This window comes from Streptomyces harbinensis (assembly GCF_900116145.1).
GTDB lineage: Bacteria > Actinomycetota > Actinomycetes > Streptomycetales > Streptomycetaceae > Streptomyces > Streptomyces carpaticus.
Window position 1 is genome coordinate 788,314 of record NZ_FPAB01000002.1, and the last position, 24,262, is coordinate 812,575.

The window sequence follows — 24,262 nt, forward strand, 5'->3', positions numbered from 1 at the left end:
GGACCGGACGGTGCCGGAGGTGTTCGCGGCGCAGGATCCGGCGGCTCTCGCCGTGGATGGCGAGGAGCGGCTGACGTACGGGGAGCTGGATGCGCGGTCGGATCGGCTGGCGTCCTGGCTGATGGGTCAGGGGGTGCGGCCGGAGTCGCGGGTCGCGGTGGTGCTGCCGCGTTCGGTGGACTACGTGATCGCGGTGCTGGCGGTGCTGAAGGCCGGCGGGGTGTATGTGCCGATCGACCCGGAGTACCCGGAGCACCGCCGTGACCTGCTGCTGGCCGACGCCCAGCCGGTAGTCGTGCTGGACGGCGAGCTGCCCGAGGGCGGCGGGCCGGTGACCGAGCTGCCCGCCCTGCGGCCGGACAGCGGCGCGTACATCATGTACACCTCCGGCTCGACCGGCACACCGAAGGGCGTCCTGACCACACACGCCGACATCGTGGGTCTGGCCCAGGACCGGTGTTTCGCGGAGGGACATGAGCGGGTGCTGTTCCACTCCCCGCAGGTCTTCGACGCCTCGACGTACGAACTCTGGGCCTCCCTGCTGCGTGGCGGGACCGTGGTCGTCGCGCCGCCGGGCCGGCTGGACACGGACGCTCTCGCCCGGGCCGTGGTGGAGCAGCGGATCACGGGGCTGTGGCTGACGGCGGGTCTGTTCTCGGTCATGGCGGAGCATCATGCCGAGTCGCTGGCCGGGGTGCGGCAGTTGTGGGCCGGTGGTGATGTGGTGTCGCCGCAGGCGGTGCGCCGGGTCCGGGAGACGAACCCGGGTATCACGGTCGTCAACGGCTACGGCCCGACCGAGACCACGACGTTCGCCGCCCGCCACCCCATCACCGGCGAGGTCGGCGCGGTGGTGCCGATCGGTGCGGCGATGGACGCCAAGCGGCTGTACGTCCTGGACGACCGGCTGCGCCCGGTGCCCCCCGGCGTCCCCGGCGAGCTGTACATCGCCGGTACGGGTGTGGCCCGGGGCTATCTCGACCAGCCCGCCCTCACCGCCGAACGGTTCGTCGCGGACCCGTTCGCGCCGGGGCAGCGGATGTACCGCACCGGCGACCTGGTGCGCCACAACATCAACGGCGACCTGGAGTTCCTGGGCCGCGCCGACGACCAGGTGAAACTGCGCGGCTTCCGTATCGAGCCCGCCGAGGTCGAAGCGGTCCTCCGTAGCCACCCGGGCGTCACCCAGGCCGTAGTGCTGCTGCGCTCCGGCCGCCTGGTCGCCTATGTGGTCGCCGAGCGCGGGGCCGATGGACTCCGGGAGGCGCTGGCCCAGCGACTGCCGGACTACCTGGTGCCTTCCGCCGTTGTCCCGGTCGAGGCGATCCCGCTGACCGCCAACGGCAAGGTCGACCGCGCCGCCCTGCCCGACCCCGACACCGCCGGAACGGGCCGGTCCCCGCGCACCCCGCAGGAAGAGGTGCTGTGCGGGCTGTTCGCCGAGGTCCTCGAACTGCCCGTGGTCGGGGTCGACGCGTCGTTCTTCGACCTCGGCGGCCACTCCCTCCTCGCCACGCGCCTCATCAGCCGCATCCGCTCCGTCCTGGACGTGGAGCTGCCGATCCGCGCCCTCTTCGAAACCCCGACCGCCGCCGGTCTCGCCGCCCGCCTGTCCCGTGCCGGGAGCGCCCGGCCCGCGCTGACCGTGCGAGAACGGCCCGAGGTGCTGCCGCTGTCGTTCGCCCAGCAGCGCCTGTGGTTCCTGCACAAACTCGAAGGTCCCTCCGCCACCTACAACATGCCGCTTGCCCTGCGCCTGACCGGCACAGTGGACCGGGAGGCGCTGCGGGCCGCACTGAACGACGTGGTGGCCCGGCACGAGTCCCTGCACACGGTCTTCCCCGAACGGGACGGCAAGCCCGGTCAGGAACTGCGTCCCGAGCTGCCGGTGCCGTGGAGCACCGTGGAGGTGACCGAGGACGGTCTGGCCGACGCTCTGGCCGGGGCGGCCCGGCACCCGTTCGACCTGGCCGGGGAACTGCCCGTCCGGGCCTGGCTCTTCGTCCTGGACAGCGGCGAGCACGTGCTGTTGGTGCTGATGCATCACATCGCCGGTGACGGCTGGTCGATGGGCCCGCTGGCCCGCGATCTGGTCGCCGCGTACACCGCCCGCGCCGCCGGGACCGCGCCGCCGTGGCCGGCGCTGCCCGTCCAGTACGCCGACTACACGCTCTGGCAGCGCGACCTGCTCGGCGACGAGCACGCACCGGACAGCATGTTCGCCCGGCAACTGGACTACTGGCGCGGGCAACTGGCCGACCTGCCCGAACAACTTCCCCTCCCCACCGACCGGCCCCGCCCGCAGGTCGCGTCCTACCGTGGCGAGCTGACCTTCTTCACCCTCTCCGAGGACACCCACCGGCGGCTGGCGGAACTCGCCCGCGAGACCGGCGCGACCGTCTACATGGTGTTGCAGGCCGCCATCGCCGCCCTGTTCACCCGGCTCGGCGCGGGCACCGACATCCCGCTCGGCAGCGCGATCGCGGGCCGGACGGATGAGGCGCTGGACGAGCTGGTCGGGTTCTTCGTCAACACCCTCGTGCTGCGGACCGACACCTCGGGCGATCCCACCTTCGCCGAGCTGATCGAGCGGGTGCGCACCACCGACCTGGCGGCGTACGCGCACCAGGACGTGCCGTTCGAGCACCTGGTGGAAGTCCTCAACCCCGACCGCGGCGCTGCGCACCATCCGCTGTTCCAGGTGATGTTCGCCCTCCAGAACACGCCGCCCGCCGACTTCGACCTGCCGGGCCTCGCGGTCCGTGGCCAGACGGCGGCCCTGGGCACCTCACGGTTCGACCTCTTCTTCAGCCTCACCGAACGCCCCGAGCGGGGTGGGATCGACGGCTTCGTCGAGTACGCGACCGACCTGTTCGACCGGTCCACGGTGGACACCATGGTCGCCCGCTGGCTGCGGCTGCTCGACGCCGTGCTGGCCGATCCGCGGCGGCGGATCAGCACCGCCGAACTGCTCACCGGCGCGGAGCGCGCCGCGCTGCTCCCGCGCCCCCGCCCGACGCTCGACCGGACGGTGCCGGAGGTGTTCGCGGCGCAGGACCCGGCGGCTCTCGCTCTCGACGGCGAGGAGCGGCTGACGCACGGGGAACTGGATGCGCGCTCCGACCGGCTGGCGTCCTGGCTGATCGGTCAGGGGGTGCGGCCGGAATCCCGGGTCGCGGTGGTGCTGCCGCGTTCGGTGGACTACGTCGTGGCGGTGCTCGCGGTGCTGAAGGCCGGTGGTGTCTATGTGCCGGTCGATCCGGGCTATCCGGTCGAGCGGCGCGAGATGCTGCTGGCCGATGCCCAGCCGGTGCTGGTGCTGGACGGCCCGGTCGAGGTGGCGGACGAGCCCGTCCGCCCGCTGCCCGCGCTCCGGCCGGACAGCGGCGCGTACGTGATGTACACCTCCGGCTCGACCGGTACGCCCAAGGGCGTGCTGGTGACGCACGCCGACATCGTCGCTCTGGCCCAGGACGGCTGTTGGTCCGAAGGACACGAGCGGGTGCTGTTCCACTCGCCCCAGGTGTTCGACGCCTCCACCTACGAACTGTGGGCGCCGCTGCTGGGCGGGGGAACCGTGGTGCTCGCCCCCGAGGGGCGGCTCGATTCCGAAGCCCTGGCCCGGGTGATGGCCGAGCAGCGGATCACGGGCCTGTGGCTGACGGCGGGTCTGTTCTCCGTCATGGCCGAGCACCACGCCGAGGCGTTCGCCGGGGTGCGGCAGTTGTGGACCGGGGGTGATGTTGTCTCCCCGCAGGCGGTGCGCCGGGTCCGGGAGGCGCACCCGGACCTCACCGTGGTCAACGGCTACGGCCCGACCGAGACGACGACGTTCGCCGCTCGCCACCCCGTCACCGGGGACGTCGGCGCGGTGGTGCCGATCGGGTCTGCGCTGGACGCCATGCGGCTGTACGTCCTGGACGAGCGGCTGCGGCTGGTCCCGCCGGGGGTGACCGGTGAGCTGTACATCGCGGGTACGGGGGTGGCCCGGGGCTATCTCGACCGGCCCGCCCTCACCTCCGAGCGGTTCGTCGCCGACCCGTTCGCGCCGGGGGAGCGGATGTACCGCAGCGGCGACCTGGTGCGCCGCAACGCCGATGGCGATCTGGAGTTCCTGGGCCGCGCCGACGATCAGGTCAAGATCCGCGGCTTCCGTATCGAACCCGCCGAGGTCGAAGCGGTGTTCCGCGAACATCCCGGTGTCACCGACACGGTCGTGGTGCTGCGCGAGGACCGCCTCGTCGCCTACGTCGTGCCCGGTACGACGGAAGGCGACACGACCGAGCAGGTCCAGGAGTGGCAGGGCATCTACGAGTCCATGTACTCCGGTTCCACCGCGGCCGACTGGGACGACGACTTCACCGGCTGGAACTCCAGCTTCACCGGCGACCCCCTCCCGCTGCCCGAGATGCGCGCCTGGCGGGATGCCGCCGTGGCCCGTGTGATGGAGGGATCGCCCCGGCGGGTGCTGGAGATCGGTGTCGGCTCCGGACTGCTGCTGTCCCGGATCGCGCCGGAGGTCGAGTCCTACTGGGCCACCGACTTCTCCGCCGTGGTCATCGACCGGCTCCGGGGCCGCCTGCCGAACGTGGAACTCCGCCACCAGTCCGCCGACGACCTGACCGGGCTGCCCGAGGGCCACTTCGACACCATCGTGCTCAACTCCGTCGTCCAGTACTTCCCGGACGCGGCTTACCTCTCCCGCGTCCTGACGCGGGCCAGGACGCTCCTCACCCCGGGCGGCCGGATCGTGGTGGGCGACGTCCGCAACGCCGCCACCGTCCGTCACCTGCACACCGCCGTCCAGCGTGCCCGCCACCCGCACGCCGGCGCTGCCGCCGTGACGGCGGCCGTCGAGCACGCCGTGCTGGTGGAGAAGGAACTCCTGCTGGACCCGGAGTGGTTCCACCGCTGGGCCGCCGAGCACGGCGCCGCCGCCGACATCCGGCTCAAGCGCGGCACCGCGCACAACGAACTGACCTGCCACCGCTACGAGGTGGTCCTGCACCACGACCCGGACGCGACGCTCCGGCTCGACGATCTTCCCGTGGTGGCCTCCGTGGATGCCGTCCACGATCTCCCGGCCCGGATCACCGGGCTCCGCAACGGCCGCCTCAGCAGCGCCGGCACCGACCCCGAAACCCTCGCCGCCCTGGCCGCCGAACACGGCCACCAGGTGGCACTGACCTGGTCGCCCGATGACCCCACCGCGTTCGAGGCGGTGCTCCTGCCCGCAGGCCACGGCCCGGTCAGCGGCACCTACCGGCCCTCCGGCCGTACCCGCGGCCTGGCCACCCACCCGGCCGGCACCAGGGAACTCGGCGCTCTCATCGCCGCCCTGCGCGGCTACGCCGAAGCGCGGCTGCCCGAGCACATGGTGCCCTCCGCCGTGGTCGCGCTCTCCCGGATCCCGCTCACCGCAAACGGAAAACTCGACCGCCGTGCCCTGCCCACCCCGGACTACGCGGGCGTCTCCACCGGCCGTGCCCCGCGCACCCACCACGAGGAGGTGCTCTGCGGCCTGTTCGCCGAGGTGCTCGGGGTGTCCCGGGTCGGTATCGACGACGGCTTCTTCGATCTCGGCGGGCACTCGCTGCTCGCCACCCGGCTCGTGACCCGCATCCGCGCGGTCCTCGATGTCGAACTGCCCATCCGGGCCCTGTTCGAGTCACCGACCGTCGCCGGGCTCGCCCAGCTCCTCGCGGGCGCCGGAGCCGGCCGCCCGGCTCTCGTCCCGGTGCCGCGCCCCGAGGTGCTGCCGCTGTCGTTCGCCCAGCAGCGGCTGTGGTTCCTGCACAAGCTGGAAGGGCTCTCGCCGTCCTACAACATGCCGCTCACCCTGCGGCTGACGGGCCAGGTCGACCGGGCAGCCCTGCGCGCCGCCCTGCAGGACGTCGTCACCCGGCACGAGTCGCTGCGCACCGTCTTCCCGGAGACCGGCGGCCGGCCGCAGCAGCGCGTGGTGCCGGCCGCCGAGGCCGAGGTCGTCTGGGAGCACCGCCACCTCGACGCGGAGGAACTGCCCGCCGCCCTGGAGGCCGCCGCCCGCCACGGCTTCGATCTGTCGCACGAGATCCCGGTACGCGCCTGGCTGTTCACCACCGGCCCCACCGAGTCCGTGGTGCTCGTCCTGATGCACCACATCGCCGGCGACGGCTGGTCCATGGGCCCGCTCGGGCGCGACCTGCTCACCGCCTACACCGCCCGCCGCGACGGGCGCGCCCCCAGCTGGGCGCCGCTGCCCGTGCAGTACGCCGACTACTCGCTGTGGCAGCGGGCCGTGCTCGGCAGCGAGGACGACCCGGGCAGCCTGTTCAGCCGCCAGGTCGACTACTGGCGGGACCGGCTGGAAGGGCTGCCCGACGCCCTCACCCTGCCCACCGACCGGCCCCGGCCGGCGATCACCGCCTACCGGGGCGACCTCACCGAGCTCCGGCTCCCCGCCGAACTGCACCGGGCGGTGGCCGAGCTGGCCCGGCGGACCGGCACCACCGTCTTCATGATCCTCCAGGCCGCGATGTCCGCCCTCCTGACCCGGCTCGGCGCGGGCACCGACATCCCGCTCGGCACCGGCATCGCCGGCCGCGCCGATGACGCGCTCAACGATCTGGTCGGCCTCTTCGTCAACACCGTGGTGCTGCGCACCGACACCTCCGGCGACCCCACCTTCAGCGAACTGCTGGCGCAGGTCCGCGAGAACAGCCTCGGCGCGTACGCCCACCAGGACGTACCGTTCGAGCACCTGGTCGAGGTGCTCAATCCCCGGCGCTCCACCGCGCACCACCCGCTGTTCCAGATCGCCCTCGTCCTGCAGAACACCGACCGCGCCGAGTTCCACCTGCCCGAGCTGTCCGTCCAGGCCCAACTCGCGGGCACCGGGACCGCCCGGCTCGACCTGCTGTTCCTGCTGATCGAGAACTTCACCCAGGACGGCGCCCCCGCCGGGCTGGCCGGCTCCATCGAGTACTCCACCGAGCTGTACGACCGCGACAGTGTGCACACCCTGGTGGACCGCTGGATCCGGCTGCTGTCCGCGGTCGCCACCCGGCCGGAGCTGCGGCTGGGCGAGATCGACCTGCTCAGCGCCGAGGAACACGCCTCCCTGTCGGCCGCCCCCGCGGAACTCACCCCGGCCCCGCGGACCTGGCCCGACCTCTTCGAGGAACAGGCCGCCCGGACCCCGTCGGCCGTCGCGGTCCGCGGCGCGGACGGCGAACTCACCTACGCCGAACTCAACACCCGCGCCAACCACGTCGCGCACTGGCTCATCGGCCAGGGCGTCCGCCCCGAGCACTTCGTCGGCCTGGCGCTGCCGCGATCGCTCGACCTGGTGGTCGCCGTCGTCGCCGTCCTCAAGGCGGGCGGCGCCTATGTGCCGCTCGACCCGGAGTACCCGGCCGAACGGCTCACGCACATGCTCACGGACGTCGCCCCGCCGCTGGTGCTGACCGACCGGGAACTGCGCGCACGCCTGGCCCCGGTCCTGGAGAGCAGCCGCACGGTCGTCCTGGAAGACCTGCCGGACACCGCCTCGGGCGACAACCCGGGGATCCGCCCGTCCCTCGACCACCCCGCCTACGTCATCTTCACCTCCGGCTCGCTCGGCCGTCCCAAGGGCGTGATCGTGCCGCACCGCGGGGTGGCCGGACTGACCGAGGCGCAGCGCGACCGCTTCGCCGTCGGCGCGGGCAGCCGCGTCCTCCAGTTCTCCTCGCCCAGCTTCGACGTCTCCTTCGCCGAGCTGAGCGCGGCCCTGCTGCTCGGCGCCACCCTCGTCCTGCCCGAGTCCCGGCAACTGGCCGGCCAGGAGCTGAAGGAGACGCTGGACGAGCAGGACATCACCCACCTGCTGGTCGCCCCCTCCATCCTCAGCACCATCCCCGTGCACGGCGGCCCGCTGCTGCCCGCCCTGGAGACCGTCGTGATCGGCGGCGAGTCCTGCCCGCCCGACCTGCTGGCCACCTGGTCGGCCGGCCGCCGGGTGGTCAACGCCTACGGCCCCACCGAATGCACCGTCCACGTCACCACCAGCGCCCCGCTCACCGGGCCCGGTACCCCCATCGGACGGCCGGTGGCCGGTACCCGGGTGCACGTCCTGGACGCCTACCTGCGGCCCGTGGCCCCCGGTGTGGCCGGCGAACTGTACGTGTCGGGGCCCGGCGTGGCCCGCGGATACCTCAACCAGCCGGCCATGACCGCCCAGCGGTTCGTCGCCGACCCCCACGGGCCGGCGGGAGCACGGATGTACCGCACCGGCGACCTCGCCCGCTGGAACCGGCACGGTGAGCTGGAGTACCGCGGCCGGGCCGACGACCAGCTCAAGGTCCGCGGCTTCCGCGTCGAACCCGGCGAGGTCGAGTCCGTCCTGCGCGAGCACCCCGGCGTCCACCGGGCCGTGGCGATCACCCGCGAGGACCAGCCGGGCGACCAGCGGCTGGTGGCCTACGTGGTGCCCAGCGGCACCGCCCTGCACACCGGGGAGAGCGGCCAGGTCGCCCAGTGGCAGGAGATCTACGAGTCCATGTACGGCGCCGCGCGCGCCGAGGAGTGGGGCGAGGACTTCACCGGCTGGAACTCCAGCTTCACCGGCGCCCCCATCCCGCTGCCCGAGATGGAGGAGTGGCGGACCGCCGCCGTCGCCCGCGTCCTGGCCCACCGGCCGCGGCGGGTCCTGGAGATCGGCGTCGGCTCCGGACTGCTGCTGTCCCGGATCGCGCCGGAGGTCGAGTCCTACTGGGCCACCGACTTCTCCGCCGCCGCGATCGCCCACCTGCGCGGGCGACTGGCCAACACGGAACTGCGCTGCCGGCCGGCGGACGACACGACCGGACTGCCCGAAGGCTTCTTCGACACCGTCGTCCTCAACTCGGTCGTCCAGTACTTCCCGGACGCCGGCTACCTCTCCCGGGTGCTCCGCCGGGCCCTGACCCTGCTGGCCCCCGGCGGCCGGATCGTGGTCGGCGACGTTCGGCACGCAGGCACCGCCCGCGCCCTGCACACCGCCGTGCAGCGGCACCGGCGGCCCGGGCTGCGCCCGGCCGCCCTGCGGGCCGCCGTCGCCCAGGCCGAACTGGTCGAGAAGGAACTGCTGCTCGACCCGGAGTGGTTCCACCGCTGGGCGGCCGAGCACGGCGCCGCCGCCGACATCCGGCTCAAGGACGGCGCCGCGCACAACGAGCTGACCGCGCACCGCTACGAGGTGACGCTCCACACGGCGGTCGACGCCGCGCTCGACGTCTCGGCGCTGCCCGAGGTGACCGCGCTGGACGCGGTGGCCTCCGTCCCGGTGCGCGTCGCCGGGCTGCCCAACGCGCGCCTGACCGCCCAGGGAGTGGACCCGCGGGCCGTACGGGAGTGGGCCACCGCACGCGGCTACCGCGCCGTGCTGGCCCCCGCCGCCGCGGACCCGTCCCGCTTCGACGCGATCCTGCTGCCCGCCGGGGACGCCCCCGTCCTCGGCGGCTACCGCCCGGCGGACACCGGCCGCCCCACGCACAACAACCCGGTGAGCCCGCAGCGCGTCGACACCCTCATGGCCGACCTGCGCGCACACGTACGGGACCGGCTGCCCGACCACATGGTGCCGGCGGCCGTCGTGGCGATCGGCGAGATCCCGCTCAACACCAGCGGCAAGCTCGACCGCGGCGCCCTGCCCGCGCCCAGCTACGCCACCGGCGCGCAAGGGCGCGCCCCGCGCACGCCGCGCGAAGAGCTGCTGTGCGGGCTGTTCGCCGAAGTGCTCGGCCTGCCCCGGGTCGGCGTGGACGACTCGTTCTTCGGCCTGGGCGGGCACTCGCTGCTCGCCACCCGGCTCATCAGCCGCATCCGGGCCGTCCTCGGCATCGAACTGCCGATCCGGGCTCTGTTCGAGTCCCCGACGGTGGCCGGGCTCGACCGGCACCTGGGCCGGGCGGGCAGCGCCAGGACCGCGCTCACCGTACGGCCCCGGCCCGAGGTGCTGCCGCTGTCGTACGCCCAGCAACGCCTGTGGTTCCTGCACCGCATGGAAGGCCCGTCCGCCACCTACAACATGCCGCTGGCGCTGCGCGTCTCCGGCGAACTGGACCGCGAGGCGCTGCGGGCCGCGCTGAACGACGTGCTGGCGCGGCACGAATCGCTGCGCACGGTCTTCCCCGAACACGAGGGCGTACCGTCGCAGCACGTGCTGCCACGGGCCGACATCCCCTGGGCGACCCGCCCGGTGGACGCGGACGGCCTCCAGGAGGCGCTGGCCGGCGCCGTCCGGCACCCGTTCGACCTGGCCCATGACCTGCCGGTGCGTGCGACGCTGTTCGTCCTCGGTGACGAGGAGGCGGTGCTGGTGGTGCTGATGCATCACATCGCGGGTGACGGCTGGTCGATGGGTCCGCTGGCCCGGGATCTGGTCGCGGCCTACACCGCCCGGCGGGAGGGTGCCGCACCGGACTGGCAGCCGCTGCCGGTGCAGTACGCGGACTACACGCTGTGGCAGCGCGACCTGCTCGGCGACGGCGCCGACCGGGACAGCCTGTTCGCCCGGCAACTCGGCTACTGGCGCGAGCAACTGGCCGGCCTGCCCGAGGCGCTGCCGCTGCCGGCCGACCGGCCGCGCCCGCCCGTGGCGTCCTACCGGGGCTCCGCCACCTGGTTCGCGATCGACGCAGAGGTGCACCAGCGGGTGACCGACCTCGCCCGCCGCTCCGGCGCGACGGTGTTCATGGTGCTGCAGGCGTCGCTGGCGGCGTTGTTCACCCGGCTGGGGGCGGGGACGGATATTCCGCTCGGTACGCCGATCGCGGGCCGGACGGATGAGGCGCTGGACGAGCTGGTCGGGTTCTTCGTCAACACGCTGGTGCTGCGGACCGATACGTCGGGGGATCCGACCTTCGCCGAACTGGTGGAGCGGGTGCGGACGACGGATCTGGCGGCGTACGCGCACCAGGACGTGCCGTTCGAATACCTGGTGGAGGCGGTGAACCCGGTCCGCTCCACCGCGCACCACCCGCTGTTCCAGGTGATCCTGGCGCTCCAGAACGCGCCCGCGGCCGAGTTCTCCCTGCCGGGCCTGCGGCTCACCCCGGAATCCGCCGGCACCAACGTGTCGCGGGTCGATCTGACCCTCAACCTCGCCGAGCAGCACACCACCGCCGGTGACCCCGACGGCCTCACCGGCTGGGTGGAGTTCGCCACCGACCTGTACGACCGGGCCACCGTGGACACCCTGCTCGGCCGCTGGACGGCCCTGCTGGCCGAACTGGTCGCCGACCCGCGGCGGACGATCGGCTCGGTCGAGACGGTGACCGGCGAGGAACGGGCCCGGCTGCTGGACCGGCTGCCCGGCACGGTTCCCGGCGTGACCGTGCCCGGCCTGTTCGCCCGCCAGGACCCGGCGGCCGTCGCCCTCGACGGCGAGGAGCGGATGACCTACGGGGAACTGGACGCGCGGTCCAACCGGCTGGCGCACTGGCTCGTCGCACACGGCGTGCGCCCCGAGTCGCGGGTGGCGCTGCTGCTGCCGCGTTCGGTGGACTATGTGGTGGCGGTGCTCGCGGTGCTGAAGGCCGGCGGGGTGTACGTGCCGATCGACCCGGAGTACCCGGAGCGGCGGCGCGCACAACTGCTCGCGGACGCCCGGCCCGTGCTGGTACTCGACGCGATCCCGGACACCGGCGACGCGGCAGGGGAGACCCTGGACCGCTCCTCGGCGAGGGGCGGCGCGTACGCGATGTACACCTCGGGTTCGACGGGGACGCCCAAGGGCGTGCTGGTGACCCATGCCGACATCGTCGGCCTCGCCCAGGACGGCTGTTGGTCCGAAGGGCATGAGCGGGTGCTGTTCCACTCCCCGCAGGTGTTCGACGCGTCCACGTACGAGGTGTGGGTGCCGTTGCTCCGTGGCGGGACGGTGGTTCTCGCTCCCGAGGGCCGGCTGGACACGGACGCTCTCGCCCGGGCCGTGGTCGAGCAGCGGATCACGGGACTGTGGCTGACGGCGGGTCTGTTCTCCGTCATGGCGGAGCACCACGCCGAGGCGTTCGCCGGAGTACGGCAGCTGTGGGCCGGTGGTGACGTTGTCTCCCCGCAGGCGGTGCGGCGGGTCCGGGAGACGCATCCGGGTATCACGGTCGTCAACGGCTACGGCCCGACCGAGACGACGACGTTCGCCGCCCGGTACTCCGTCACCGGGGACCTGGGCGCGGTGGTGCCGATCGGTGCGGCGATGGACGCCATGCGGCTGTACGTGCTCGATCAGCGGCTGCGGCTCGTCCCGCCGGGGGTGACCGGTGAGCTGTACATCGCGGGTACGGGTGTGGCCCGGGGCTATCTCGATCAGCCGGCGCTCACCGCTGAACGGTTCGTCGCCGACCCGTATGTCACCGGGGAGCGGATGTACCGCACCGGCGACCTGGTGCGCCACAACACCAACGGCGACCTGGAGTTCCTGGGCCGCGCCGACGACCAGGTCAAGATCCGCGGCTTCCGGATCGAGCCCGCCGAGGTCGAAGCGGTCCTGCGTGGCCACCCGGGCGTCACCCAGGCCGTCGTCCTGGCGCGCGGGGACCGCCTCGTCGCCTACGTCGTCGGCGAGACCACCGGGCTGCGCGCCCATGCCGCCGAACGACTGGCCGCCCACCTGGTGCCCTCCGTCATCGTCCCGGTCGAGGCGATCCCGCTGACCGCCAACGGCAAGGTCGACCGCGCCGCCCTGCCCGACCCCGCCGCCCCCACCGGCGGCCGGGCCCCGCGCACCCCGCAGGAAGAGGTGCTGTGCGGGCTGTTCGCCGAGGTCCTCGGCCTGCCCGCGGTCGGGGTCGACGCGTCGTTCTTCGACCTCGGCGGCCACTCGCTCCTCGCCACCCGGCTCATCAGCCGTATCCGGGCGGTGCTGGACGTGGAGCTGCCGATCCGCGCCCTCTTCGAAACCCCGACCGTGGCCGACCTGGCCGCCCGTCTGGACGAGACCGGCCGGGCCCGCAGCGGCCTGACGGTGCGGGAACGGCCCGAGGTGCTGCCGCTGTCGTTCGCCCAGCAGCGCCTGTGGTTCCTGCACAAGCTCGAAGGCCCCTCCGCCACCTACAACATCCCGCTCGCGCTGCGCCTGACCGGCGCACTCGACCAGCAGGCGCTGCGCGCCGCACTGGACGACGTGATCGCCCGGCACGAGTCCCTGCGCACCGTCTTCCCGGAGGTGGACGGCCGGCCCAGCCAGCTCGTCCTGCCCGCCGCGGAGGCCGGGATCGGCTGGGAGACCCGGCACGTTCCGGCGGAGGAACTGGACGCGGTACTCACCGAGACCGCCCGGCACTCCTTCGACCTCGCCCACGACATACCGGTGCGGGCCTGGCTCTTCACCACCGGCGGCGAGGAGTCGACCCTGCTGGTGCTGATGCACCACATCGCCGGTGACGGCTGGTCGATGGGCCCGCTCGCCGCCGACCTCACCCTGGCCTACACCGCGCGCCGCGCCGGCCGCGCTCCGGAGTGGCCCGCCCTCCCCGTGCAGTACGCGGACTACACGCTGTGGCAGCGCGAGGTGCTCGGCGACCACACCGACGGCGACAGTGTGTTCGCCGGCCAGGTGGGCTACTGGCGGGATCACCTTGCCGGACTGCCCGAAACCCTGCCCCTGCCCACCGACCGGCCCCGCCCGGCGACCGCCACCCACGCCGGCGGCTACGCCTGGTTCCGGGTGGACGCGGACCTGCACCGGGACCTGACCGCGCTGGCGCATTCCTCGGGCACCACCATGTTCATGGTGCTCCAGGCAGCGATGGCCGCCTTGTTCACCCGGCTCGGCGCGGGCGAGGACATCCCCCTCGGGTTCTCCATCGCCGGCCGCACGGACGAGGCCCTGGACCGGCTCGTCGGGTTCTTCACCAACACGCTGGTGCTGCGCACCGACACCTCCGGTGATCCCGCCTTCACCGAACTGCTGGCGAGGGTACGGGAATCCGGTCTGGCCGCGTACGCGCACCAGGACGTGCCGTTCGAGCATCTGGTGGAGGTGCTCAACCCGCACCGGACCACGGCCCACCATCCGCTGTTCCAGGTGATCTTCAACCTCCAGAACGCGCCGGACGCCGACTTCTCGCTGCCCGGACTGCGCGCCACCGCCGTCCCCGTCGGCACCGGGGTCTCCCGGGTGGATCTCTCGGTCAACCTGGTGGAACACCACGGCGGGGACGGAACCCCGGGCGGGATGGCCGGCCTGGTCGAGTACGCCACCGATCTGTTCGACCAGGACACGGTGGAACGCCTGATGGCCCGCTGGGTGCGGTACCTGAGGGCCCTGGCCGATCACCCCGGCGCCCCCATCGGCCGGCCCGACCTGCTGGAGGCGGCAGAACGCGACCGGGTCCTCGGCTCCTGGAACAGCACCGGCACCGAGGTGCCGCCCGCCGGTATCGTCGAACTGTTCGAAGCCGTCGACCCGGGTGCGCAGGCGCTCGCCGCCGGCGCCGAGCGGATGACCTACGGCGAGCTCGGCGCCCGGGCCAACCGGCTGGCGCACTGGCTCATCGCGCACGGAGCACGGCCGGAGACCCGGGTCGCCCTGCTGCTGCCGCGCTCGGTGGACCTGGTGGTCGCCGTCCTGGCGGTCCTCAAGACCGGGGCGGCGTACGTCCCGATCGACCCGTCCTATCCCGCGGCCCGGCGGGAGTACATGCTCGCCGACGCCGACCCGGTGCTCGTCCTGGACGCGCTGCCGGACACCGGGGACCGCTCCCCGGCGAGCCCCGGTATCCGGGTACCGGTCGACTCGGCCGCGTACGTCATCTACACCTCCGGCTCCACCGGCACCCCCAAGGGCGTCGTGGTCAGCCACGCCGGCATCGCCGCCCTCGTCGCCACCCAGACCGAACGGCTCGGCCTCACCGCGGACAGTCGGGTGCTCCAGTTCGCCTCGCCGAGCTTCGACGCCTCGGTGTGGGAGCTGGTGATGGCGCTGTGCACCGGGGCCACGCTGGTCGTCGCACCCGAGGACCGGCTCGTCGACACGGCGCTGGCCGGCGCCCTGCGCTCCGGCCGGGTCAGCCACCTCACGCTGCCCCCGTCCGTCCTGGCCACCCTGCCCCCGGAGGACCTGCCCGACCTGCGCACCCTCGTGGTCGCGGGTGAGGCATGCCCGCCGCACCTGGCCGAACAGTGGCGCACCGGCCGTACCATGATCAACGCCTACGGACCCACCGAGACGACCGTCTGCGTCAGTACCAGCGACCCGCTGACGGGCGACCTGCCCATCGGCCGCCCCATCCACCACACCCGCGTGTATGTGCTGGACAGGAATCTGCTCCCGGTACCGCCCGGCGTGACCGGCGAACTGTACGCGGCGGGCAGTGGACTCGCCCGCGGCTACCACCGGCGGCCCGGCCTGACCGCCACCCGGTTCCTGCCCGACCCGTTCGGGCCGCCCGGCAGCCGCATGTACCGCACGGGCGACCTGGCCCGCTGGCGCGCCGACGGCCAGCTGGACTACCTCGGCCGCGCCGACGACCAGGTCAAGCTCAACGGGTTCCGCGTCGAACCCGGCGAGGTCGAGGCGGTGCTCGCCCGGCACCCGGACATCACCGGCTGCGCCGTCGTCGTGCGCACCGACACACCCGGCGAGCCCCGCCTGGTCGCCTACGTGGTCGGAGCCGCCACCGCCACCCCGGCGGTGCTGCTCGACCATCTGCGCGAACACCTGCCCGAACACCTCGTGCCCGCGGCCGTGGTGCGGATGGACGCGCTGCCGCTCACCGGCAACGGCAAACTCGACCGGGCCGCCCTCCCCGCCCCGCAGCACAGCGCCGGGGGACGCGCGCCGCGCACCGCGCACGAGGAGGTGCTGTGCGGGCTGTTCGCCGAAGTGCTCGGGGTGGCCGGCGTCGGCGTGGACGAGTCGTTCTTCGACCTGGGCGGCCACTCGCTGCTCGCCACCCGGCTGATCAGCCGGGTGCGCAAGGTGCTGGACGTCGAGTTCCCGGTGAGCCTGCTGTTCGAGGAGCCCACCGTGGCCGGACTCGCCCGCCGGCTCACCGCCCCGGGTACCGGCGACACGGCGCGCACCGCTGTCCAGCCGCGTCCCCGGCCCGCGGAACTGCCGTTGTCGTTCGCCCAGCAGCGCCTGTGGTTCCTGCACAAACTGGAAGGCCCCTCACCCACGTACAACGTGCCCCTCGCCCTGCGGCTGCACGGCACCGTCGACCCCGACGCCCTGCGTCAGGCCCTGACCGACGTACTGGGGCGGCACGAAGCGCTGCGCACCCTGCTCGCCGACGTGGACGGCAGCCCCCGCCAGGTGATCCTGCCGGCGAAGGACCTGCCGCTGCGCTGGGACGTCGTGGCCACCGATGAGGAGGAACTGCCGGACCTGCTCGCCGGGGCCGCCCGGTACGCATTCGATCTCGGGACCGAACTCCCGGTACGCGGCTGGCTGTTCACCCTGAGCCCGCAGGAGTGCGTGGTCGTGGTGCTGATGCATCACATCGCGGGCGACGGCTGGTCGATGGGCCCCCTGGCGCGCGACCTGACCACGGCCTACGCCGCGCGCCGGGCGGGGGAGGCACCGGCCTGGGCCGCGTTGCCGGTGCAGTACGCGGACTACACGCTGTGGCAGCGGGAACTGCTCGGCGACGACGCCGACCCCGGCAGCCTCTTCAGCCGGCAGCTCGACTACTGGACCGGGCAGCTCGCCGGCCTGCCGGACCGGACCGGGCTGCCGGCCGACCGGCCCCGGCCCGCGGTGGTGTCGTACGAGGGCGCGGCCACCTGGTTCCAGCTGGACGCCGATCTGCACCGCCGGGTGGTGCGCTTCGCGCAGCGGTCCGGTGCGACGGTGTTCATGGTGCTGCAGGCATCGCTGGCGGCGTTGTTCACCCGGCTGGGCGCGGGGACGGACATTCCGCTGGGCTCGCCGATCGCGGGCCGGACGGATGAGGCGCTGGACGAGTTGGTCGGGTTCTTCGTCAACACCCTGGTGCTGCGGACGGACACCTCCGGCGATCCGAGCTTCGCCGAACTGGTGGAGCGGGTGCGGACGACGGATCTGGCGGCGTACGCGCACCAGGACGTGCCGTTCGAATACCTGGTGGAGGTGCTCAACCCGCGCCGCTCCAGCGCTCACCACCCGCTGTTCCAGACCATGTTCACCTTGCAGAACGCGCCGGGCGGCGAGGTCGAGTTGCCCGGGGTACGGACCAGTGCCGTACCGGTGGTGACGAACGTCTCCCGGGTGGACATGTCGATCAACGTGGGGGAGCAGCGCGACGCGGACGGTACCTGCCTGGGCATGGCCGGGATGGTCGAGTTCTCCACGCACCTGTTCGACCGGTCGACCGTCGACACCGCGATGGCCCGCTGGGTGCGGCTGCTCGACGCCGTACTGGCGGATCCGCGGCGGCCCATCGGCGCGGCCGACCTGCTCACGGAGGAGGAACGGGCCGCACTGCTCCCGCGCCCCGGCCTGACGGTCGGGCGGACGGTGCCGGAGGTGTTCGCGGCGCAGGATCCGGCGGCTCTCGCCCTCGACGGCGAGGTGCGGCTGACGTACGGGGAGCTGGGAGCGCGGTCGGATCGGCTGGCGTCCTGGCTGATCGGTCAGGGGGTGCGGCCGGAGTCGCGGGTCGCGCTGCTCCTGCCCAGGTCGGCCGATTTCGTGGTGGCGGCGCTGGCGGTACTGAAGGCCGGTGGGGTCTATGTGCCGGTCGATCCCGGGTATCCGCTGGAGCGGCGCGAGACGCTGCTGGCCGACGCCCAGCCGGTGCTGGTGCTGGACGGCGAGCTGCCCGAGGACGGCGGGCCGGTCACCGACCTGCCGGTGGTGCGGCCGGACAGCGGCGCGTACGTGATGTACACCTCGGGTTCGACCGGGACGCCGAAGGGCGTGCTGGTGACCCACGCCGACATCGTGGCGCTCACCGAGGACGCGTGCTTCGCCGAGGGGCATGAGCGGGTGCTGTTCCACTCGCCGCAGGTGTTCGACGCCTCGACGTACGAGGTGTGGGTGCCGTTGCTGCGCGGTGGCACCGTGGTGGTGGCGCCCCAGCGGCCGGACACCGAGGAACTGGCGCGGACCATCGCGGAAGAGCGGATCACCGGTCTGTGGCTGACGGCGGGTCTGTTCTCGGTCATGGCGGAGCATCATGCCGAGGCACTGGCCGGGGTGCGGCAGGTGTGGGCCGGTGGTGATGTGGTGTCGCCGCAGGCGGTGCGGCGGGTCCGGGAGGCGCACCCGGGCCTCACCGTGGTCAACGGCTACGGCCCGACCGAGACGACGACGTTCGCCGCTCGCCACCCCGTCACCGGGGACATGGGCGCGGTGGTGCCGATCGGTGCGGCGATGGACGCCATGCGGCTCTATGTGCTGGACGAGAGGCTGCGGTTGGTCCCGCCGGGGGTGACCGGCGAGCTGTACATCGCGGGAACGGGTGTGGCCCGGGGCTATCTCGATCAGCCGGCGCTCACCGCCGAACGGTTCGTCGCGGACCCGTACATGCCGGGGGAGCGGATGTACCGCAGCGGCGACCTGGTGCGCCGCAACGCCGACGGCGATCTGGAGTTCCTGGGCCGCGCCGACGATCAGGTGAAACTGCGCGGCTTCCGGATCGAGCCCGCTGAGGTCGAAGCGGTCCTCCGCGGCCATCCGGGTATCACCCAGGCCGTCGTCCTGGCGCGCGGTGACCGTCTCGTCGCCTACGTCGTCGGTGAGACGGAGGGCGTGCGGGAGGCGCTGGCCCAGCGGCTGCCGGACTATCTGGTGCCTTCGGCCGTTGTTCCGGTCGAGGCGATCCCGCTGACCGCCAACGGCAAGGTCGACCGCGCCGCCCTGCCCGACCCCGCCGCTCCCACCGGCGGCCGGGCCCCGCGCACCCCGCAGGAAGAGGCGCTGTGCGAGGTGTTCGCGGAAGTCCTGGGGGTGCACCGGGTCGGGATCGACGAGTCGTTCTTCGACCTCGGCGGCCACTCGCTCCTCGCCACCCGGCTCATCAACCGTATCCGGGCCGTCCTGGGCGTGGAGCTGCCGATCCGCGCCCTGTTCCAGTCACCCACCGTGGCGGGCCTGGCCGGCCAGCTGCGGCTGGATGTCCAGGAGGACACGCTCGGGGTCCTTCTCCCGCTGCGGCCCCACGGCACCAGGCCACCGTTGTTCTGCGTCCACCCGGCGGGTGGTCTGAGCTGGCCGTACGGTGCCCTGCTCCAGCACCTGGACCCGGACGTCCCGTTGTACGGGCTCCAGGCGAGGGGGCTGGCGGGCGATGAGGAGCCGGCCGCTTCGGTCGCGGACATGGTGGAGGACTATCTGGCGCAGCTGCGTGCGGTCCAGCCGCACGGCCCGTACCACCTGCTGGGCTGGTCCTTCGGCGCGGTGGTGGCCCACGCGCTGGCCGAGCGCCTTCAGGAGCTCGGGGAGCGCACGGATCTGCTGGTGGTCATCGACGCGGTGCCGGCGAAGCCGCTGCCCGAGGAGGCCAGGGAGCAGATCGCGGCCCTGGAGATGTCCAAGGTGTACCTCGGGATGCTGGAGGCGTTCCACATCGACACCGACGGCATCGACGAAGCCGGCCTCACGCACGAGGAGTTCCTCCGCATCCTGTCGGCGGAGAACACCGCGTTCGCCACCATGGACGAGGGCATCGCCGAGGCGGCGATGCGGATTCTGCAGAACAACGTCGCCATCGGCGCCCTGCACCGGCACGGACGGGTCGCCACGGATCTGCTGATCTTCACCGCGACGGACAACGGTGAGTACGTGATCGACCCGGAGGTCTGGTCCCCGTACATCGAGGGCCGGATTCTCCACCACCGCGTCACGTCCTCGCACCACGCCCTGATGCAGCCGGAGTCCCTGCGCCAGCTGGGGCCCGCGCTGGCCGCGGAACTCCGCAGCCACCACATCCACCACATCCACTCCACCCACCGAGAGGACTGACCATGACGAATCCGTTCGACGACCCCGAGGGCCGCTTCCTGGTGCTGGTCAACGACGAGGGGCAGCACTCCCTCTGGCCGGCGTTCGCGGATGTTCCCGAGGGCTGGGAGACCGCCCACCCGGAGGACACCCGTGAGGCGTGCCTCGCCTACATCGAGAAGAACTGGACCGACATGCGTCCCCTGAGTCTGGTGAGGGCGATGGAGGATTCCGCCACGTCCTGATCTCCCGGGGCTCCGCCCCGGGGGCCGGGCCCGGTCCGGCGTTCCGCCACGCCGGACCGGGCCCGGCCCACGACACGCTGTATCACGGCATCCCCGCAGGTCAAGGCAGGTTTGTCATCTTTGGTTGACAGCTTCTCCCTGTCAACCTAGGATGACAAGCATGGAGATCGACCAGCTCGTGCTGCTGGCACAGGAGGCCAAGGGCGAGGACCCCGTGGCGGGGCTCGCCGCCGCCGCCGAGATGCGGCGCGAAATGGAGCGGCTGGAGGCGGTGCTGGTGCGACGGGCTCGCACCCAGGGCCGTACCTGGGCCGACATCGCCGCCGCTCTCGGCATCAGCAAGCAGGCCGTCCACAAGAAGTACGGCGGCCGGGGGCTGTTCCGCAACCAGGACTGACCCCGCCTCGCAGCGGAATCCGGCTCCGGCGCTCGCGCCGGAGCCCGGTGAAAGCTGTCCGGGTCGAGGTGCGCGAGCTGGGCGTATCCGGATACATGGTGCCGTGCTACAGGAATTCGGTGAATCCCTCATGGGTGCACAATCCGTTACACAGCAAGCGGTGGCCGTCGCCGTGGCCGCCAATCTGCCCGTCATCCTCTGGGGCGCCCCGGGCACCGGGAAAACCTCGTCCGTGGTGGCTCTGGGGGAGAGCCTGGACATGCCCGTGGAAGTCGTCGTCGGATCCATCCGCGAACCGAGCGACTTCTCCGGCCTCCCCGTACTCCGCGACGGCGGCACCTGGTTCGCCCCGCCGCGCTGGGCGGAACGCCTCGCCCGGTCCGGGACCGGCATGCTGTTCCTCGACGAACTGACCACCGCGCCGCCCGCCGTCCAGGCCGCCATGCTGCGCGTCGTGCTGGAGCGCACGGTCGGAGACCTGGTGCTGCCGCCCGAGATCCGTATCGTCGCCGCCGCCAACCCGCCCGAACAGGCCGCCGACGGCTGGGATCTGTCCGCGCCGCTGGCCAACCGGCTCATCCACCTCGACTGGGAGGTCTCGGCCGCCGACATCGCCGAGGGCATGGCCGCCGGGTTCACCGTGCCGGAGCTGGCCCGCGGTGAAGCACCCACCGAGGCCGCGGTCAGCGGATCCCGGGCCACGGTCGGCGCGTTCCTGCGCGTACGTCCCGAACTCGTGCTCGCCGTACCCGACAGCCCCGACCGGGCCGGACGCGGCTGGCCGAGCCCGCGCAGCTGGGACCTGGCCGCCCGAGCGCTGGCCGCCTGCGCCCACAGCGGCGCCGAGGAGGCCGTGCTGGCCGAACTGGTCCTGGGCGCCGTGGGCGAGGCCGCCGGATTCGAACTGCTCTCCTGGCTGCGCAACCTTGACCTGCCCGATCCGGTGCAGTTGCTCAACGACCCGCACGCCCCGCTCCCCGACCGCGTCGACCGGCTGCACGCACTGCTCGGCTCGCTCGTCGCCCACGTCGCCGCCGAGGGCGGCGCACCCGTCTGGGAGCAGGCCTGGAGTGTGGTCGGCCGCGTCGCCCGCACCGCGCCCGACGTGGCGGCCAGCGCCGCCCGGGCACTCGCCCGGCAGCGCCCCGGCGGCGCGAAGCTGCCCACCACCATGCTGGAGCTGGCGCCCGTGCTGCGCGCGGCGGGGCTGCTGACATGACCGCCGACCCCGAAGGGCCGGCGGGGCGGGAGGGCGAGGTCCTCGCCCGGTTCGCCGCCGCCCGGCTGTGGGCCGCCCACCGCGCCCCGTACCTGGCCTCCGCGGTGTTCGCGCTCAACCCGGTACTCATCGAGGCCGCTCTCGACGACACCACCGGGGCGCCGCTGCCCGACCCGGAGTTCCGCGCCTTCCCCGCCGACATCCGGTGGAACGTCCACCTGGAGACCGGGACGGCGCTGGCCACCCCGGTGCCCGAGATCGGCTGGTGGCTGCTGCACCACGTCGGCCATCTCGTCCGCCGGCACGCGAGCCGTTCCCCGGTACGGCCCGAGGACGGCGGGGGCACGCACGCGGCCGGGCTCGCCGGGGACGAGCGGGCGCACCGCTGGAACCAGGCCGCCGACGCGGAGATCAACGACGACCTGGAGGCCGATGACCTGCCCGGGCCGGACGGGGTCATCTCCCCGAAGGCCCTGGGGCTGCCCGCCAACCGTATGGCCGAGGAGTACGTCCCGATGCTGGACGTGCTGGCCGACGCGATGGGGAGGGGCGGCAAGGCACTGGCCGACGCCATCGACTGCGGCAGCGCCGCCGACGGACGGCCCCGCACCTACGAGGACTCCGGTGGCGGCGGGGGACTGTCCGAACTGGACAGGGAACTGCTGGAACGCTCCATCGCCGTCGGCATCCAGGACCGGATCAGCGCCCGCAGCGAGGTGCCCTCCGGCTGGCAGCGCTGGGCCGGCGAGCGCCTGGCGCCCACCGTGAACTGGCGGGCCCGGCTCGGCGCGCTGATCCGCCGGGGACTGTCCACGGTGGCCGGCAACACCGACTTCAGCCACCGCAGGCCGTCCCGCCGGGCGGGCGCGTACACCGACATCGTGCCGCCCGCGCTGGTCTCCCCGGTACCGGACACCGTGCTCGTCATCGACACCTCGGGCTCGGTCACCAACGCCGTACTCGACCGGCTGCTCGCCGAGGTCACCGCCATCATCACCGGCGTGGCCGGCCCGAACCGGCGGCTGCGCGCCCTGTGCTGCGACATGCACCCGCACCCGGTCCAGACCGTGCGCCGCGCCGAGGACATCCGGCTCGTCGGCGGTGGCGGCACCGACATGCGGGCCGGGATCGAGGCCGCCGCCGGCCTGCGGCCCCGGCCCGACCTCGTCGTGGTGCTCACCGACGGGCAGACGCCCTGGCCGGAGCGGCGGCCCCGGCCGCACGTCGTCGTCTGCCTGATCGGCGACGACGGCCACGCACCCGACTGGGCCGCCATCGCCCGTATCCCCGAGGAGGGACCGACATGACCGTGGCATTCAGCGACGACGACGAACCCGGCCGCGACAGGGACCGGGACGGGAACGGCGACAAGGAAGGGGCCCAGCGGGGGCCCGCCCCGGAGCCGGAGTACGCGCCGGCCCCGGAGCCGCTGCCGCAGTGGCCGGAACACGGCTTCACCCTGGCCGAGGCCCGCCGGTGGATCGACGAGGGCTTCGCCGTCGAGGAGGCCGTGCGCTGGCGCACCTCCGGCGTCTACGCCCCGGACGCGGCACGGCAGTGGCGCACCGCCGGCGCCACCCCGTACACCGTCGACACCTGGCTGAGCGCCGGCATGACCCCGCGCGACGCGGTCCGCTGGCGTGAACTCGGCTACTCGGCCCGGGAAGCCGCCGAACGGCACCTGGCGGGGGAGAGCCCCACGCCCCGCAGCTGGCTCTACCGGCTGCTCAACCCGCGCCGGGACAGCGCGAAGGACAACCTCGGCGAGGAACAGGCCGCGGCCATGAAGACCCTGCTGCACCAGGGCGTCCCGGCCGCGGTCGCCCGGGGCTTCGTCGCCTCGGGCTGGACCGGCGAGGAGGCCCTGCCCTGGGCCCGGCGCGGTATCGACCCCGGCGAGGCCCGGATCTTCCTCGCCCTGGGCTTCGCCGTCGGCGAGGCGGAGAAGGTGCTCGCCGACGGCGAGTCCGCCCTCGCCGTGATGGCCGGCTGGTGGCGCGCGGGCATTCCGCTGGACGAGGTCGCGCCCTGGCGGGCGGCCGGCTTCACCGCGCAGGAGGCGGCGTCGCTGCGCGCCGAGGGCACCGACGTCGAACAGGCCAAGGTGCTGCGCGCCCTGGGCGGCGGCGACTGACGCGGGACCGGGCGCAATCCCTCACCCACCCCCGTTCGATGAGGAGAATCTCAATGACCGTGTCAAGCCGTCTGCGTGGCTGGCGGGGCGGAGGTGAACAGTCTCTTGTCACGCAGCATCGCCCAGAGTACGTCGACGCGGCGGCGGGCCAGGGAGAGCAGGGCTTGGGCGTGGACCAGTCCTTCGCCGCGTTTCTTGAGGTAGTAGTCGCGGGGGGGTCCTGGCCGCATCATCGCGGTCTGGGCGGACATGTAGAACAGCCAGCGCAGACGGCGGTTGTAGCGCTGGGGCCGGTGGTAGTTGCCGGTGCGGCGGCCGGAGTCACGGGGGACCGGGGCGAGGCCGGCGTGGGAGGCGAGGCGGCCGGCGTCGCGGTAGCCGGACAGGTCGCCGGTGA

General features: G+C 73.2%; 7 protein-coding genes (1 of these 7 cut by a window edge). 6 read left to right on the forward strand and 1 reads right to left on the reverse strand.

The window, feature by feature from the left end:
- The 6 genes from BM385_RS07695 to BM385_RS07720 all read left to right on the forward strand — a co-directional run.
- Nucleotides 1–19,891, forward strand: the end of a protein-coding gene (locus BM385_RS07695; RefSeq protein WP_254791468.1) for a non-ribosomal peptide synthase/polyketide synthase. 21,560 nt of this gene lie to the left of the window's left edge; the window shows 19,891 of its 41,451 coding nt (coding positions 21,561–41,451); its start codon lies off the left edge, out of view; the stop codon is at nt 19,889–19,891.
- Between the two features lie 2 nt (nt 19,892–19,893).
- Nucleotides 19,894–20,115 (forward strand): MbtH family protein, encoded by a 222-nt coding sequence (locus BM385_RS07700; RefSeq protein ID WP_019435923.1) that lies wholly within the window; start codon nt 19,894–19,896, stop codon nt 20,113–20,115.
- Between the two features lie 160 nt (nt 20,116–20,275).
- The gene (locus BM385_RS07705; protein WP_019436368.1) at nt 20,276–20,512 is read left to right on the forward strand and encodes a helix-turn-helix domain-containing protein; all 237 of its coding nucleotides are present in this window, start codon (nt 20,276–20,278) and stop codon (nt 20,510–20,512) included.
- A gap of 160 nt (nt 20,513–20,672) precedes the next feature.
- Nucleotides 20,673–21,731, forward strand: a complete 1,059-nt coding sequence (locus tag BM385_RS07710; RefSeq protein WP_019436369.1) for an AAA family ATPase — start codon at nt 20,673–20,675, stop codon at nt 21,729–21,731.
- Nucleotides 21,728–23,038 carry a vWA domain-containing protein gene (locus tag BM385_RS07715; RefSeq protein WP_093842564.1) on the forward strand — a complete coding sequence of 437 codons (1,311 nt, stop codon included), beginning with the start codon at nt 21,728–21,730 and terminating at the stop codon, nt 23,036–23,038. The genes BM385_RS07710 and BM385_RS07715 overlap by 4 nt, the downstream gene beginning before the upstream one ends.
- Nucleotides 23,035–23,865 carry a hypothetical protein gene (locus tag BM385_RS07720; RefSeq protein ID WP_093842565.1) on the forward strand — a complete coding sequence of 277 codons (831 nt, stop codon included), beginning with the start codon at nt 23,035–23,037 and terminating at the stop codon, nt 23,863–23,865. Before BM385_RS07715 ends, BM385_RS07720 begins: the two co-directional genes overlap by 4 nt.
- Before the next feature lie 62 nt (nt 23,866–23,927).
- On the opposite strand, the gene BM385_RS07725 is transcribed toward BM385_RS07720, so the two are convergent.
- On the reverse strand, nt 23,928–24,262 hold a 335-nt coding region (locus BM385_RS07725), incomplete at its 5' end, for a transposase (protein WP_139275149.1).

Coding starts and splice junctions, on each gene's coding strand:
- BM385_RS07720 (WP_093842565.1), top strand. CDS start 23,035: ATGACCGTGGCATTCAGCGACGACGACGAACCCGGCCGCGACAGGGAC.
- BM385_RS07700 (WP_019435923.1), top strand. CDS start 19,894: ATGACGAATCCGTTCGACGACCCCGAGGGCCGCTTCCTGGTGCTGGTC.
- BM385_RS07715 (WP_093842564.1), top strand. CDS start 21,728: ATGACCGCCGACCCCGAAGGGCCGGCGGGGCGGGAGGGCGAGGTCCTC.
- BM385_RS07705 (WP_019436368.1), top strand. CDS start 20,276: ATGGAGATCGACCAGCTCGTGCTGCTGGCACAGGAGGCCAAGGGCGAG.